This is a genomic window from Rhodococcus sp. H36-A4 (assembly GCF_027158005.1).
GTDB lineage: Bacteria > Actinomycetota > Actinomycetes > Mycobacteriales > Mycobacteriaceae > Rhodococcoides.
Genome location: NZ_JAPVLQ010000002.1, coordinates 778861 through 793317 on the forward strand (window position 1 = coordinate 778861; position 14457 = coordinate 793317).

General features: G+C 63.1%; 15 protein-coding genes. 9 read left to right on the forward strand and 6 right to left on the reverse strand.

What is annotated here, in order from left to right:
• The first annotated feature begins 14 nt into the window (after positions 1-14).
• From hsaA to hsaB, 4 genes are read left to right on the forward strand one after another with little or no spacing between them, the layout of a single operon-like run.
• Positions 15-1196 (forward strand): 3-hydroxy-9,10-secoandrosta-1,3,5(10)-triene-9,17-dione monooxygenase oxygenase subunit, encoded by a 1182-nt coding sequence (gene hsaA, locus O1W68_RS08585; protein WP_269302635.1) that lies wholly within the window; start codon positions 15-17, stop codon positions 1194-1196.
• On the forward strand, positions 1193-2071 hold the full coding sequence (gene hsaD / locus O1W68_RS08590; RefSeq protein ID WP_269302637.1) for a 4,5:9,10-diseco-3-hydroxy-5,9,17-trioxoandrosta-1(10),2-diene-4-oate hydrolase: 879 nt from the start codon (positions 1193-1195) through the stop codon (positions 2069-2071). The genes hsaA and hsaD overlap by 4 nt, the downstream gene beginning before the upstream one ends.
• 3 nt (positions 2072-2074) lie before the next feature.
• Positions 2075-2974 carry an iron-dependent extradiol dioxygenase HsaC gene (gene hsaC / locus O1W68_RS08595; RefSeq protein WP_269302639.1) on the forward strand — a complete coding sequence of 300 codons (900 nt, stop codon included), beginning with the start codon at positions 2075-2077 and terminating at the stop codon, positions 2972-2974.
• Positions 2975-3541: a 3-hydroxy-9,10-secoandrosta-1,3,5(10)-triene-9,17-dione monooxygenase reductase subunit gene (gene hsaB / locus O1W68_RS08600; protein WP_269302641.1), complete on the forward strand. Its 567-nt coding sequence runs from the start codon at positions 2975-2977 to the stop codon at positions 3539-3541. It abuts the gene before it with no gap.
• 6 nt (positions 3542-3547) lie between these two features.
• Here the strand turns inward: hsaB and O1W68_RS08605 are convergent, their stop codons facing one another.
• The 6 genes from O1W68_RS08605 to O1W68_RS08630 all read right to left on the reverse strand — a co-directional run bounded on the left by O1W68_RS08605 (position 3548) and on the right by O1W68_RS08630 (position 8609).
• Positions 3548-4216 carry an acetoacetate decarboxylase family protein gene (locus tag O1W68_RS08605; protein ID WP_269302642.1) on the reverse strand — a complete coding sequence of 223 codons (669 nt, stop codon included), beginning with the start codon at positions 4214-4216 and terminating at the stop codon, positions 3548-3550.
• A 235-nt stretch (positions 4217-4451) separates the two neighbouring features.
• Positions 4452-5531, reverse strand: coding sequence for an acyl-CoA dehydrogenase family protein (locus O1W68_RS08610; RefSeq protein WP_269302644.1), 1080 nt, complete (start codon positions 5529-5531; stop codon positions 4452-4454).
• Positions 5528-6502, reverse strand: a complete 975-nt coding sequence (locus O1W68_RS08615; RefSeq protein ID WP_269302646.1) for an acyl-CoA dehydrogenase family protein — start codon at positions 6500-6502, stop codon at positions 5528-5530. Before O1W68_RS08615 ends, O1W68_RS08610 begins: the two co-directional genes overlap by 4 nt.
• Complete coding sequence (locus O1W68_RS08620) at positions 6499-7641, reverse strand: acyl-CoA dehydrogenase family protein (protein WP_269302647.1); 1143 nt, start codon at positions 7639-7641, stop codon at positions 6499-6501. Before O1W68_RS08620 ends, O1W68_RS08615 begins: the two co-directional genes overlap by 4 nt.
• The gene (locus tag O1W68_RS08625) at positions 7642-8478 is read right to left on the reverse strand and encodes an enoyl-CoA hydratase (protein ID WP_084345462.1); all 837 of its coding nucleotides are present in this window, start codon (positions 8476-8478) and stop codon (positions 7642-7644) included.
• On the reverse strand, positions 8475-8609 hold the full coding sequence (locus O1W68_RS08630; RefSeq protein ID WP_269302650.1) for a hypothetical protein: 135 nt from the start codon (positions 8607-8609) through the stop codon (positions 8475-8477). Before O1W68_RS08630 ends, O1W68_RS08625 begins: the two co-directional genes overlap by 4 nt.
• A 55-nt stretch (positions 8610-8664) precedes the next feature.
• Here O1W68_RS08630 and O1W68_RS08635 point away from each other — a divergent pair, with 55 nt between their 5' ends.
• The 5 genes from O1W68_RS08635 to O1W68_RS08655 are packed head-to-tail and all read left to right on the forward strand — an operon-like array spanning position 8665 to position 14409.
• A complete protein-coding gene (locus tag O1W68_RS08635) occupies positions 8665-9861 on the forward strand; it encodes an acyl-CoA dehydrogenase family protein (protein WP_269302652.1) in 1197 nt (398 codons plus the stop codon).
• On the forward strand, positions 9858-10655 hold the full coding sequence (locus O1W68_RS08640; protein ID WP_186629594.1) for an SDR family oxidoreductase: 798 nt from the start codon (positions 9858-9860) through the stop codon (positions 10653-10655). The genes O1W68_RS08635 and O1W68_RS08640 overlap by 4 nt, the downstream gene beginning before the upstream one ends.
• A gap of 51 nt (positions 10656-10706) precedes the next feature.
• Complete coding sequence (locus tag O1W68_RS08645; RefSeq protein ID WP_269302657.1) at positions 10707-12572, forward strand: Na+/H+ antiporter; 1866 nt, start codon at positions 10707-10709, stop codon at positions 12570-12572.
• 46 nt (positions 12573-12618) lie between these two features.
• The gene (locus tag O1W68_RS08650; protein WP_269302659.1) at positions 12619-13248 is read left to right on the forward strand and encodes a TetR/AcrR family transcriptional regulator; all 630 of its coding nucleotides are present in this window, start codon (positions 12619-12621) and stop codon (positions 13246-13248) included.
• Positions 13249-13260: 12 nt separating this feature from the next.
• Positions 13261-14409, forward strand: a complete 1149-nt coding sequence (locus O1W68_RS08655; RefSeq protein WP_269302661.1) for an acetyl-CoA C-acetyltransferase — start codon at positions 13261-13263, stop codon at positions 14407-14409.
• Positions 14410-14457 lie beyond the last annotated feature (48 nt).

The window sequence follows — 14457 nt, forward strand, 5'->3', positions numbered from 1 at the left end:
GGTAGGAGTCAATCGTGACGCAGGAGCCGATCGCCAGCCACGAGGTGTTAGACCGAATCGACGCCTTGCTGCCCACTCTGCGCGAACGCGCGCAGGAGACCGAAGATCTGCGACGCCTACCCGACGAGTCGGTGAAGGCCCTACAGGAGACGGGCTTCTTCCGTTTGTTGCAGCCGGCGCAGTGGGGCGGCTACGAAGCAGACCCGGAGTTGTTCTACACCGCAGTGAAAAAGATCGCGAGTGCCTGCGGATCCACCGGTTGGGTCTCCTCCATCATCGGAGTGCACAACTGGCACCTCGCGCTCTTCCCGCAGCAGGCGCAGGAAGATGTATGGGGACAGGACACCGATGTTCGAATCTCCTCTTCGTACGCACCGATGGGCGCAGGCGCCGTCGTAGACGGCGGATACCGGGTGTCGGGTGCGTGGCAGTGGTCTTCGGGCTGCGATCACGCGACATGGGCGATGCTCGGCGGTCCCGTAATCAAGGATGGTCGGCCCGTCGACTTCGTGACGTTCCTCATTCCGCGCGAGGACTACCGCATCGACGACGTCTGGAACGTCGTCGGGCTGCGTGGAACCGGTAGCAACACCGTGGTGGTCGAGGAGCAGTTCGTTCCGGCGCACCGTGTGTTGAGTTTCAGAAAGATGAACGATCACACCGCCGAAGGGCTCGAGCGCAACACAGCTCCGGTGTACAAGATGCCGTGGGGCACGATTCACCCGACCACCATTTCTGCCCCGATCGTCGGAATGGCGGAAGGTGCATACGCTGCGCACGTCGAGCATCAGGGCAAGCGTGTGCGCAAGGCATTCGTCGGCGAGACCGGTAAGGACGATCCCTTCGCGAAGGTGCGTATCGCCGAGGCCAGCAGTGACATCGATGCCGCGTGGCGTCAGTTGTCGGGCAATGTCGCCGAGGAGTACGCACTGCTGAAGGCAGGCGAGGAAGTGCCGATCGAGCTACGGCTCCGAGCTCGCCGCGATCAGGTGCGTGCGACCGGCCGATCCGTCGCCTCGATCGACCTTCTGTTCGAGAGCGCAGGTGCGACGGCGCTGCAGAACGATGCTCCGCTGCAACGCTTCTGGCGAGACGCTCATGCGGGCCGAGTGCATGCTGCCAACGATCCGGAACGTGCGTACCAGATGTTCGGTGGAGGCGAGTTCGGCCTCCCGCTCAAGGATACGATGGTATGACCGCGGCCACGCAGGAGATCACCTACGAATCTACGTCGAAGTTCGCGCAGATTCGTCCGGACATGAAACTTCACTACCACGAGGCGGGCGTCGGGAACGATACGACGATCGTGCTGCTGCACGGCGGTGGACCTGGCGCGTCGGGATGGTCGAACTTCGCGGCCAACATCCCGGTGCTCGCGGAACAGTTCCACGTACTGTGCGTCGACCAGCCTGGATTTGGGTTGTCCGACAAGCCGATCGACCATCCGCAGTACTTCGTGCACTCGTCGTCTGCGCTCAAGGATTTGCTGGATCATCTCGGAGTCGCGAGAGCCCACTTGCTCGGAAATTCCCTCGGGGGCGGCACCGCGGTGCGATTCGCGCTCGATTTCCCCTCCAGCGCAGGCAGGTTGGTGCTCATGGGACCCGGAGGGTTGAGCATCAACCTGTTTGCCCCAGACCCGACCGAGGGCGTCAAACATCTCGGCAACTTCAGTGCTCCGCCGGGGCCGTCGAAGGAAAAGCTCGAGGCGTTCCTCAAAGTGATGGTGTTCGACCAGTCGCTGATCACCGAAGAGTTGCTCGAGCAGCGCTTCGCCGCCGCATCGACGCCGGAGTCCATCGCCGCGATGCGTGCCATGGGGAAGTCGTTCGCCGGCGCCGATTTCGAGAAGGGCATGCTCTGGCGTGAGGCATACAAGCTACGTCAGCCTGTGCTGCTGATCTGGGGCCGCGAGGACCGCGTCAATCCGATCGACGGTGCACTGGTGGCACTCAAGACGATTCCGCGTGCGCAGTTGCACGTGTTCGGTCGATGCGGACACTGGGCTCAGGTTGAAATGGCCGAGGAATTCAATCGTTTGACCGCTGCATTTCTTACCGAGGGGAGCTGAGAGATGGGTATCCGATCTCTGGCATACATGCGTATCGAGGCCACCGACATGAACGCGTGGCGCGAGTACGGGCTCAAGGTGCTCGGCATGGTCGAGGGCAAAGGCGTCACGCCGGGTGCGCTCTACCTACGTATGGACGACTTCCCGGCCCGGCTCGTCATCGTTCCGGGTGAGAAGGACCGACTGCTCGTATCCGGTTGGGAAACTGCGAATGCTGCTGAGCTGCAGAGTATTCGAAGTTCCTTGGACAGTGCCGGTGTTTCGTACAAGGAAGGCACTGCCGAGCAGATTCAGGACCGTCGAGTAGACGAGTTGATCGTGTTCGAGGACCCGTCGGGCAACACCCTCGAGGCGTTCCACGGGGCGGCTCTCGAGCACCGGCGCGTGGTCAGCCCGTACGGCCATACCTTCGTCACCGGCGAACAGGGGCTGGGTCACGTCGTGCTCTCCACCGACGACGACGACGCTTCACTGCGGTTCTACCGCGATGTCCTCGGCTTCCGGCTTCGTGATTCGATGCGTCTGCCTCCGCAGATGATGGGTCGACCTGCCGACGGCGATCCCGGATGGTTGCGGTTCTTCGGGTGCAATCCGCGGCACCATAGCTTGGCGTTCCTTCCGATGCCGACCCCCAGTGGAATCGTGCATCTGATGATCGAGGTCGAAAACTCCGATGACGTCGGACTCGGACTCGACCGCGCTTTGCGCAAGAAGGTTCCGATGTCCGCTACGCTTGGACGTCACGTCAACGATTTGATGCTGTCCTTCTACATGAAGACTCCTGGCGGATTCGACATAGAATTCGGTTGCGAAGGAAGACAGGTCGAAGACGAGAAGTGGGTTGCCCGCGAAAGTACGGCCGTGAGCTTGTGGGGACACGATTTCTCGGTGGGAGTCAGATAGGTGAGTGAAGCTGTGGCGAACTTCGAACCGCGGACGTTCCGGACGGTTCTCGGGCAGTTCTGTACCGGGATCACGATCATCACTACGGTCGACGAGGACGTCCCGGTGGGCTTCGCCTGCCAGTCGTTCGCCGCGCTGTCGCTCGATCCACCTCTCGTATTATTCTGCCCCACAAAGGGTTCCAGGTCATGGGCTGCAATCGAACGAAGCGGAAAATTTGCAGTCAATGTTCTGGGTGAAGAGCAGCAGGACACCTGTGCGCGTTTCGGATCTCGTGAGCCGGACAAGTTCGCTGGTATCGAGTGGAGCACGTCGGAACTGGGTTCGCCCATTCTGGCAGGTTCGCTAGCGCACATAGATTGCACGGTGGAGACGGTTCTCGACGGTGGCGATCACTACATTGCCATCGGTCGGGTTCACTCGCTCGGCGAGATCACCGGTGAGCGTCCGTTGCTCTTTTATCGCGGCCAGTACACCGGTATCGAACCGGACAAGACCGTTCCAGCGCCATGGCGGGACGACCTCGAAGCATTCCTGACTGCGACGTCGCCGGATACCTGGTTGTAGATCGTTTCACGGAGTCCGAACTGCATCGCCGAATTCCATACGGAGCCTGGGCATGTGCGTCGTGAGCAGTGCGCGACGGCCCAGGCCCAACCCGCGCAACTCGTGCGCAAGCGGGTGATCACCGAGCGACAATCTCGCGCCGCCGGGCCTCGTGCGCACGGCTCCCGGGGTCATGGTCCAGCTGGTGGTGCGGGATACCTCGTTGAGGCACGAGAAGGCGTCGAGGGGTCGGGCAAAGATCGCCCCGGGTGCACGTATGCCCGGGGCGATGTCCAGCCTCAGAATCTCCTGGCCGTGCTGGCTCAACCGGCCGGTGAACTTCGAACCGTAACTGACGTCGAAGTCGGCCAGCTCTTTCGGAAATCCCCAGATCTGTCTGCCGGCCATCATGGTGAATTCACCGTCCACCGGAAGCCGATGGATGAGGACACCCCCGGATACCGGAAATACGACACCGAACTCGTTGTAGGGCCCGAGATCACCGTCTTCGTATCGGATGAAGGTCAACGCGCATAGCCCGCGGTTGGGTCGATATTTCCGAATTGCGTGACCCGAGTAGTCGATGGTGCGTTGCGCAGCAGCAGCGTCGACGGAGAACACTCCCATTGCGGCGCGGGATCGGCGGACCTGCACCGGCATCTCGACTTCTCTGCCGAGCACGATGTAAGAGGTCATCGAACCACTCCGGGCAGACCGTGGCAGGTTGGAGGTATCGACTTACGTTCGAATTCGGTCATGGTTACCTCTCACCCGGAATGTCTGCTCCATCGTAGGAAACAGAGATCATTGCCGAATGAGTTTTGGACACGTAGGTTCCGGCATCCGACATGGACTCGCTTCTGACATATGGTGGCGAGTCCATGCCGGTTCGCTTCTCCGCCGGTGGTTGTACAGCAGGTGACGCGTCCGACTACACAGCCGCAGGCGCGTATCGGCTCACGTACTCGCTCGGTCGCCCGAACAGCTGTGCGGAACCGTGTGCCCGTTTGAAGTACAGGTGTGTGTCGTGCTCCCAGGTGATCGCGATGCCACCGTGAATTTGTATCGAATCTGCGGCGATGTGCGAGAGTGCTTCGGAGCAGTGCACTTTGGCCACACCCGCGTCGTCGTGGGCTGACGGAAGCTGCTCGGCGAGTGACCGCGCTGCGGCGTACGACACCGATTTTGCGCTCTCGAGCAGCACGTACATATCCGCCATGCGGTGCTTGAGTGCCTGGAAACTTCCGATCGGGCGACCGAACTGTACCCGGGTGCGACTGTATTCCACGGTCATATCAAGGCTTGCCGCAGCAGCACCGATTTGATCGGCAGACAGTGCGGTACAAGCGATATCGCGAACTTTTGCGAGCGTATCGGGTGCGGTGTCGATCTTGCGCCCGGTGACGCCGGCGAACTCCACGGTGCTCAGTCGACGCGTGGGGTCCATCGTCGGAGTGTCGCGACGGGTGACGCCTGCGGCGGACGGGTCCACCTCGTACAGCGATACCGTGCCGTCGTCCGAGGCAGCGACGACGAGGACATCGGCGTACAGACCGTCGAGGACGTACTCCGCAACACCGGTGAGAGTTCCGTCGGTGACGGTCACCGGGACGTCGTCGTCACTCCATACCGAACCGGCCCAGCACAGCGCTGCAATGGAACTGCCCTCGGCGATGCCTGGGAGCAAACGCTCACAGGCCTCGCGGTCGCCGGACACGAGCAGTGCCTGGCCTGCGAGTACGACCGAACCGAGCATCGGCGACGGCGTCAGGGATCTACCCAGTTCCTCGAGCACCACATGCGATTCGATGGCCCCGAATCCGGCGCCGCCGAACTCCTCCGGAATTGCCAGTGAAGCAATGCCGACCTCGCACAATTGCTGCCACAGCGATTCCTGGTAGCCGCGGTCGGTGTCGATCGCGGCGCGCATGTCCGAGCGCTTGTCGAGCAGCGATCTGATCATGACCCGCAGATCGTTCTGCTCTTCGGTGAACACTCCTACCCCGTTCATACCGCGGCCAGAGCGCGTGCGATCCGTGCGCGGTGAGCCGCGACGGTTCCCCATGCGGTGTACAGGGCCCGTGTCTTCGTCAGCCACAACGACAGGTCGAACTCGGCGGTGTAGCCGATCGCGCCGTGCACCTGGAGTGCGACGCGCGACGCGCGGTAGGCAGCCTCGGAACTGGCGACCTTCGCGGCCGAGACGTCACGGGATGCGTCCTCGCTGCCGTCGGCGATGGAAATAGCAGCGCCGTAGACGAGCGGCATCGCCATTTCGAGACCGATGAGTGCGTCGGCCAACTGGTGCTTGATCGCCTGGAAGGAGCCGATGGGCTTGCCGAACTGCACACGGCCCTTGGCGTATTCGGTGGTCGTATCCACCAGATGGCGACCGAGTCCGAGAAGCTGCGCCGAACAGGCCAACGCTGCCAGATCGAACGCGCGATCCCAGGCCTGTGCGACGGCGGGGTCCTCGACCAACGTCGAGCCGTCGGCAACCTCGAACAGCCTGCGGGCAGTGTCGACGGAATTGCGACGAGTCCCCGGCTGCACCTGCTCGAGTCGTGATCCGTTCACGCGCAGCACGAGGTCGCAGACGTCTGCGTCCAGTGCGCGAGGACTTGCCACGGATGCCAATGCAGATCCGTCGGCAATCCCGGGAAGCCATTTCTCGGCGAGATCGCCGAACGGCGCGAGCAGTGTCGGGGCCACCGCAACGGATTCGATCAGGGGCCCGGGTGCTGCTGCGCGTCCGATCTCGATGAATCCGACGACGAGGTCGACCGGATGTGCGCCGAGACCGCCGTGGTTCTCCTCGATGGTCAATCCGGTGACGCCGGTGTCGGCGAGTCCGCGCAGGAGCTTGCGGCCTGGTTCGAGTTCGTCGCGGCTCCAAGCTCGAACTGCCCCGGCCGAACCGGCGAGCTGTTCACGCAGACTGGATGCGAAGTCTTGTTGTTCAGTGGACAGTGCGAATCTCATCGGTCCGCCTTAGGAAGGCCGAGCAGACGCTCGGCAACGATGTTGCGTTGAATCTCGTTGGTACCCGCGTAGATCGGGCCGGAGAGAGAGAAGAGGTAGCCGTCCTGCCATGAGCCGTCGAGCTCGCCGTCGTCGCCGAGTAGGTCGAGCGCGGTCTCGTGCAGTGCGACGTCGAGTTCGGACCAGAAGATCTTGTTGACCGAGGACTCTGCACCGAGTGCTCCGCCTTCCTGCAGGCGTGTCACCGTGCCGAAGGTGTGCAACCGGTAGGCCCGCGCCCCGATCCATGCGTCGACGACGCGATCGGCCGTGTTCGAGTTCGCCACCGCATCGGAATTCTTTTTCCAATGCTCGATCAAGCGATCCGCTGCGGCAGTGAACCTTCCGGGGCTGCGCAGGGAGAGTCCGCGTTCGTTGCTCGAGGTGCTCATGGCAACGCGCCATCCGTCGTTCGGTTGCCCGATGACGTCGGCGTCCGGAACGAAGACATCTTCGAAGAAGATCTCGGCGAAACCGGCCTCACCGTCGAGTTGCGGGATCGGACGCACCGTGACGCCTTCGGCGGTCAGCGGGAACATCACGTATGTCAGGCCGCGGTGGCGTTGCGCTTCGGGATCGCTGCGGAACAGACCGAAGCCCCAGTCCGCGAAGCTCGCGCGTGAACTCCAGGTCTTCTGACCGTTCAGGACCCAGCCGCCCTCGACCTGCTTGGCGCTCGACCGGATACCGGCAAGGTCACTGCCGGCCTCGGGCTCGGACCAAGCCTGTGCCCAAATGTCGTCGCCGCGTCCCATACGCGGAAGGAACCGCTCGCGCTGTTCGTCGGTTCCGTACTCGAACAGCGTCGGAGCGAGCAGGAAGATTCCGTTCTGCGCGACGCGTCCCGGGGCACCGGCGGCGTAGTACTCCTCCTCGAAAATTACCCATTCCAGCAACGAAGCGTCACGGCCACCGAGTGCGCTCGGCCATGAGACGACGGAGAGGCGGGCGTCGGCGAGGGTGTTCTCCCACTGCCGGTGCTGCTCGAAGCCCTCTGCCGTGTCCATCGAGGCGAGCGGCTCCGCGGGGATGTTTTCGGCGAGGAACTCGCGCACGCTGTCGCGGAACGCAATTGTGGAGTCATCGAGATCGAGATCCATTTACTTGCCCTTCTCCTTCATCGTCTTGGCGTTCATGCCGCCGAGGGAGTCGGTGTCGACCTCGGCATTGTGTGCATGCGCAAAGTGGTGGAGACCGAATACCGAGTCCATGCCTGCGCGCATTCCCATCTGGTCCTCGCACTGGTTGACGGCCTTCTTGGTCAACGCAAGTCCGAACTGCGGCATTGCCGAGATACGTCCGGCGAGAGCGCGGGTCTCCGACTCCAGATCATCTCGCGGTACGACGCGCGAAACCATGCCCCACTCGTAGGCGCGCTGTGCCGAGAACCGGTCGCCGGTGTACAGGATTTCCTTGGCGGCACGGGTGCCGAGTACCCACGGATGCGCGAAGTACTCCACTCCCGGGATGCCCATGCGCACAACGGGGTCGGAGAAGAATGCATCGTCGGAGGCCACGATCAGATCGCACACCCACGCGAGCATCAGTCCGCCGGCGATGCAGGCGCCCTGCACCGAAGCGATGATCGGCTTCGGGATTTCGCGCCAACGGCGGCACATTCCGAGATAGACCTCCATCTCGCGAGCGAAACGCTGGTCACCGCCGACTCGATCGATGTGGTCCCACCACATGACGGCCTTGTTCTCGAAGTGAACGTCCACGTCGCGTTCGGGCGTACCGATGTCGTGTCCGGCGCTGAAGTGTTTGCCGTTGCCCGCCAGAATGATCACCGCGACATCGGGGTCCTCGGTCGCGCGGGTGAACGCGGCGTCGAGTGCGTACGTCATTGCCGAGTTCTGCGCATTGCGGTACTCGGGCCTGTTCAACGTCACCGTCGCGATCTTGTCCACAACTTCGTATGTCACGGGTTCGCTCATCGGATTTCCTTACCTAGTTCGATCCGGGAGGCCTTGCCGGGGGCCTCGTAATACTTGTAACGAGTGTTGATCGGGGTCGGCCCGGCCGCACGTCGGAGTGGGTCCGGGCCGATGCTCGGTTCCGTAGTCATGATCTCCTCGAGCGGTTCGTTAACAAGCAAGTGCTTGGTAGGTTATCCTACTGAAGTGGATGGAAGCCAGGGGCAGGTTCGGCAAGGTATCTCGGGTGCGTCCGATGTGGAGTTCGCCGCCGAGGTTCGACAATGGTTGGCAGAGAATCTGAACGGGGAGTACGCAGCCTTACGTGGGCTGGGTGGACCCGGGCGGGAGCATGAGGCCTTCGAAGAGCGGCTTGCGTGGGATCGCCACCTTGCGGCTTCCGGATGGACGTGCCTCGGCTGGCCGGAGGAACACGGCGGACGGGCGGCGACGCTCGATCAGCAGTTGATCTTCCACGAGGAGTACGCCAAGGCCGATGCGCCCGCGCGCGTAAGCCACGTCGGCGAGGAACTGCTGGGCCCGACGCTCATCGCGTTCGGCACCGAGGAGCAGAAAAAGCGCTTTCTTCCCGGCATCAATACGGTCTCCGAACTCTGGTGCCAGGGCTACTCGGAGCCCGGTGCAGGCTCGGATCTCGCAAACGTCTCCACGACGGCGCGCCTCGACGACGAGGGCTGGGTGATCAACGGCCAGAAGATCTGGACTTCGCTGGCACACGTCGCCGACTGGTGTTTCGTCCTTACTCGGACCGAGCCAGGATCCAAACGGCACGCAGGATTGTCGTATCTGCTCGTTCCCATGGACCAACCCGGTGTGACCGTTCGACCCATCAACCAGTTGACCGGAACGTCCGAGTTCAACGAAGTGTTCTTCGAGGACGCCCGGACCGAAGCGGATCTCGTCGTCGGCGAACCCGGAGATGGTTGGCGGATTGCCATGGGAACGCTGACCTTCGAGCGCGGAGTATCCACGCTCGGGCAGCAGGTCGGCTTCGCCCGCGAACTCGACGGTATCGAGGAAATTGCCCAGCGCAACGGTTCGGCTGCGGACCCGATTCTGAGCGACAGGCTGGCACGGGCGAGGATCGGACTGTCGGTGATGCGAGCGCACGCCTTGCGCACACTGGCAACCGTCGACGCCGGCACGGGCGGCGGCGAGGCATCGGTCTCGAAGCTCCTGTGGGCCAACTGGCATCGAGGACTCGGTGAACTCGCGATGGATGTGCTCGGTGCGAATTCACTGACTTACGAAGAAGAACTGACCAACCTGCAACGCCTGTACCTCTTCACTCGCGCCGACACCATCTACGGCGGATCGAACGAAGTGCAGCGCAACATCATCTCCGAGCGAGTGCTCGGCCTACCCCGAGAGGCGCGTCCATGACCGGACCACTGTCCACCCCACCGGCCGAGATCTCCGGCCATGGACTACTCGTCGGCCGGGTAGCCGTCGTGACCGCCGCAGCGGGAACCGGCATCGGCTCGGCGACGGCACGTCGGATACTTGCCGAAGGTGGCGACGTCCTCGTCTCCGACTGGCACGAGCGCAGGCTCGACGCCACCCGCGAGAGCTTGGCGGAGCAGTTCCCCGACGCCCGAGTCGAGTCCGCGGTGTGCGATGTATCGAGCACCGAACAAGTACGCAACCTCATCGACACGGCCGCCGAGCGGATGGGCCGCATCGACATCCTCGTCAACAATGCAGGTCTCGGCGGCGAAGTTCCCGTCGTGGACATGACCGACGAGCAGTGGGATCGGGTCCTCGACATCACGCTGAACGGCACATTCCGCTGCACGCGAGAGGCATTGCGGTATTTCCGTACTGCCGGTCACGGTGGCGTCATCGTCAACAATGCAAGCGTCCTCGGCTGGCGCGCGCAGAAGGGACAGGCTCACTACGCCGCCGCGAAAGCCGGCGTCATGGCGCTGACCCGCTGCTCCGCCGTCGAAGCGGCCGAATTCGGAGTGCGGATCAATGCCGTCGCACCGAGCATCGCAAAGCACGCGTTCCTCGCCAAGGTGACCTCCGAGGATCTTCTCGACCAACTGTCTGCGGACGAAGCCTTCGGCCGCGCTGCGGAACCGTGGGAAATCGCAGCAACCATCGCGATGCTGGCCAGCGACTACTCGAGCTACCTGACGGGCGAGGTGGTGTCCGTCTCCAGCCAGCGGGCCTGAGACGGGTCCCTCACTTCGCCGCCGGCGAGAGTGCGGGGACAATGACTGGCTATGGAGATCGCTGTCTTTCTCGTGGCCCTCGCGGTCGGTGTACTCACCGTCGCGGGCCTGGCCGAGCGACTGGGCGTTCCGCCGCCCCTACTGCTGATCGCGGTAGGGGTCGCGGCGTCCTACGCGCCGGGAATGCCGGAGATTCACCTCGAACCCGAGGTGGTATTGCTCGGACTGCTTCCGCCCCTGCTCTATGCGACGGCGATCCAATCCTCACTGGTCGATATCAATGCCAATCGCCGATCGATCCTTCTACTGTCGGTCGTGCTGGTCGCCGTCACGGCAATCGGCGTCGGCGCAATCGTGCACACCATCCTGCCGGATATCTCCTGGCCTGCAGCGCTCGCGATCGGCGCTGTCGTCGCACCACCGGATGCGGTCGCTGCCTCTGCCATCGGTCGCAGAATCGGCCTGCCTCGTCAAATAGTGACGATCCTCGAAGGTGAGTCGCTGCTCAACGACGCGACCGCCCTCGTCGCGCTGAGCACGGCAATCTATGCGCTGAGCAACTCGGTGAATGCCGGCCGGATCGGACTCGACTTCGTCATCGCGGCAGGCGGCGGCGTCGCAGTCGGGCTGGTGACGTTCTACGTAGTCGCCAAGGTTCGGCGCAGACTGACCAATCCGGTGCTGGACACCGCAATTTCGTTCGTCGTGCCGTTTGCTGCGTATCTCTTGGCCGAGGAGATTCATGCCTCCGGTGTTCTGGCGGTCGTCGTCGCCGGGCTGTTGCTCGGTCACGAAGCCCCGATTCTGCAGTCGGCGCAATCCCGGATCGCGGAGCGTATCAACTGGCGAACCATCGCCTTCATTCTCGAGAATGCAGTCTTCCTGCTGATCGGCCTACAGGCGTCGTGGATCGTGCGCGATGTCGCCAAGAGTTCGCTCTCACCCCTGACCATCGCCTCGGTGTGCACGGCCACGCTCGTAGGCGTCATCGTGATCCGGATCTTCTGGGTATTCGTCTCCCGCTACGCCCTGGTACGCCCGGGTGCCGATCTCACGACAGGGACGGTCCCGTCGTGGCGCTACACGCTGCTCATCGGCTGGGCCGGAATGCGCGGGGTCGTCACGCTCGCTGCTGCCTTCATCATTCCGTTGGGAACCCAAGATCGAGAAGTTCTGCTTCTCATTGCTTTCACGGTCGTGGCCGGGACCCTGTTCCTGCAAGGGCTCTCGCTTCCACTGCTCGCCCGGCGCCTGAAGGTCCCGTCACCTGATCCGATGGGTGACGCGTTGGCCCGTGCCACCCTGCTGCAACAGGCGTCGAAAGCGGGATACGCCGCGCTCGACAAGCTCGAATTCGAGGACCCCCACGACATCGGCACGCTCGTTCGTCAACGCGTGGAGCAACGCAATTACGCTGCATGGGAACGACTCGGCACCACTGCGGATCAGGAGACGCCCAGCGAGCTGTATGCACGCGTCCGGCTGACCATGATCAAGGCCGAACGCGATCGAATTCTCGAGATCCGCAGCTCCGGAACCGTGCCGTCCGAGGTCGTCGGCGAAGTGTTGGGGATGCTCGACGTCGAGGAATCGATGATCGACGCAGCGAGCGAGTCGCGTCGCGACATTCGAGCGTCGAACGAACTGCGTGGCCATCCTTCAGTCGCGTGCGCCGATCTCGACCGTTACCCGGAAGCGCAAACGCACTCCGACGGAACTTGCCACGAGTGCGTCCGCGACGGGACTGAATGGGTTGCGCTGCGCGCCTGCCTGGAGTGTGGCCACATCGGGTGTTGCGACTCCTCGGCGCGCCAGCACGCCACGGCGCACTTCCACGAGACCGGCCACCCCGTCATGGAATCCGCCGAGCCGGGGGAGAACTGGCGGTGGTGCTTCGTGCATCACCTGACGGCCTGACCCACGCACGTATGCAAAGCAAGTGCTTGGTTGGTATGATGTCCCGGTGCCCCGAACCCCCAAAGCCGTAGGACGACGCGAAGAGCTGCTCGAGCTCGCCGCGACGCTCTTTGCCGAACGTGGCATGCGTGCAACGACGGTCCGTGACATTGCCGACGCAGCAGGGATCCTCTCCGGGAGTCTCTATCACCACTTCGACTCCAAAGAGTCCATGGTCGACGAGATTCTGCGGGGATTCCTCGACGAACTCTTCGACAGCTACCACAAGATCGTGGCAGAGGGATTGGGTCCGCGGGAAACACTGGAAGGTCTCGTAGTGGCGTCGTTCGACGCGATCGACCGCTCGCACTCGGCCGTCGCGATCTATCAGGACGAGGCCAAGCATCTCGTCGGCACCGAACGCTTCGAGTACATCACCGAGCGTAATGGTGAGTTTCGTGAACTCTGGAACGGTGTCGTCGAGCGCGGTATCGCAGACGGCAGTTTCCGGCCGGATGTCGACGTCGAACTCGTCTACCGATTCATGCGCGACACAGTGTGGGTGGCCGTCCGGTGGTATCGCCCGGGCGGCAAGCTCACCGCAGAAGCCGTCGCGCAGCAGTATCTCGCCATCGTGCTCGACGGATTGTCGAGCACTCCCAAGTCCGTCACACGATCCCGCACGGCGTCAACCTAGGAGAGTCTTCCCATGCCCGAGGCCTACATAATCGACGCTGTTCGAACTCCGGTCGGTAAGCGCGGCGGTTCCCTCGCCGAGACGCACCCCGCCGATCTCGGTGCGAGCGTCCTGCGTTCTTTGATGGATCGGTCCTCGATCGATCCGCCCCAGATCGACGACGTCATTTTCGGTTGCGTCGACGCCATCGGTGGGCAAGCTGGAAACATAGCGCGCACAGCCTGGTTGGCGGCTGGATTCCCGGAGGAAGTACCAGGGGTCACCGTCGATCGTCAGTGCGGCTCGAGCCAGCAGGCCATTCACTTCGCCGCCCAGGCCGTCATGAGCGGGACATCGGATCTGATCGTCGCCGGTGGCGTACAGAACATGACACAGATCCCGATCGCGGCAGCGATGGTCGTGGGACAGCAGTACGGTTTCGAGACCCCGTTCAGTGGATCGAAGGGGTGGGAACACCGCTATGGCAAGCAGGAAGTCTCGCAGTTCCGCGGCGCCGAGCTCATCGCCGAGAAGTGGGACGTCACGCGTGAAGACATGGAGCAGTTCGCTCTGGCCAGCCATCAGCGTGCTCGGCACGCCATAGCCGAAGGGCGATTCGATCGCGAGATCGTCGGCGTCGGCGACTTCATGGTCGACGAGTGCCCGCGTGAGACGACTCTCGAAAAGATGGCTTCGCTCAAGCCACTCACCGAGGGTGGACGGCTCACTGCAGCCCTCGCCAGCCAGATCTGCGACGGAGCGAGCGCGACGCTCGTGGCCTCCGCAGCAGCAGTCGAGGCACATGGACTCACTCCGCGCGCCCGGATACATCACTTGAGTGCCCGCGGTGCCGACCCGATCTTCATGCTGAGTGCGCCGATCACGGCCACCAAGCACGCACTCGAGAAGGCCGGCCTGACGATCGACGACATCGACGTCGTGGAGATCAACGAGGCGTTCGCTCCCGTTGTCTTAGCGTGGTTGAAGGAGACCGGCGCTGATCCGGCCCGGGTCAACATCAACGGTGGTGCGATCGCTCTAGGGCACCCACTCGGCGCGACGGGGGCAAAGCTCTTTGCCACCATGCTGTGCGAACTCGAACGCACCGGAGGCCGTTACGGCCTGCAGACCGTCTGTGAAGGCGGCGGTACCGCCAACGTCACGATCATCGAACGGCTCTGATTCTCGCGTAGCACGCTGGCGTCGGGGCGAATGTCGGACCTGTGTGCG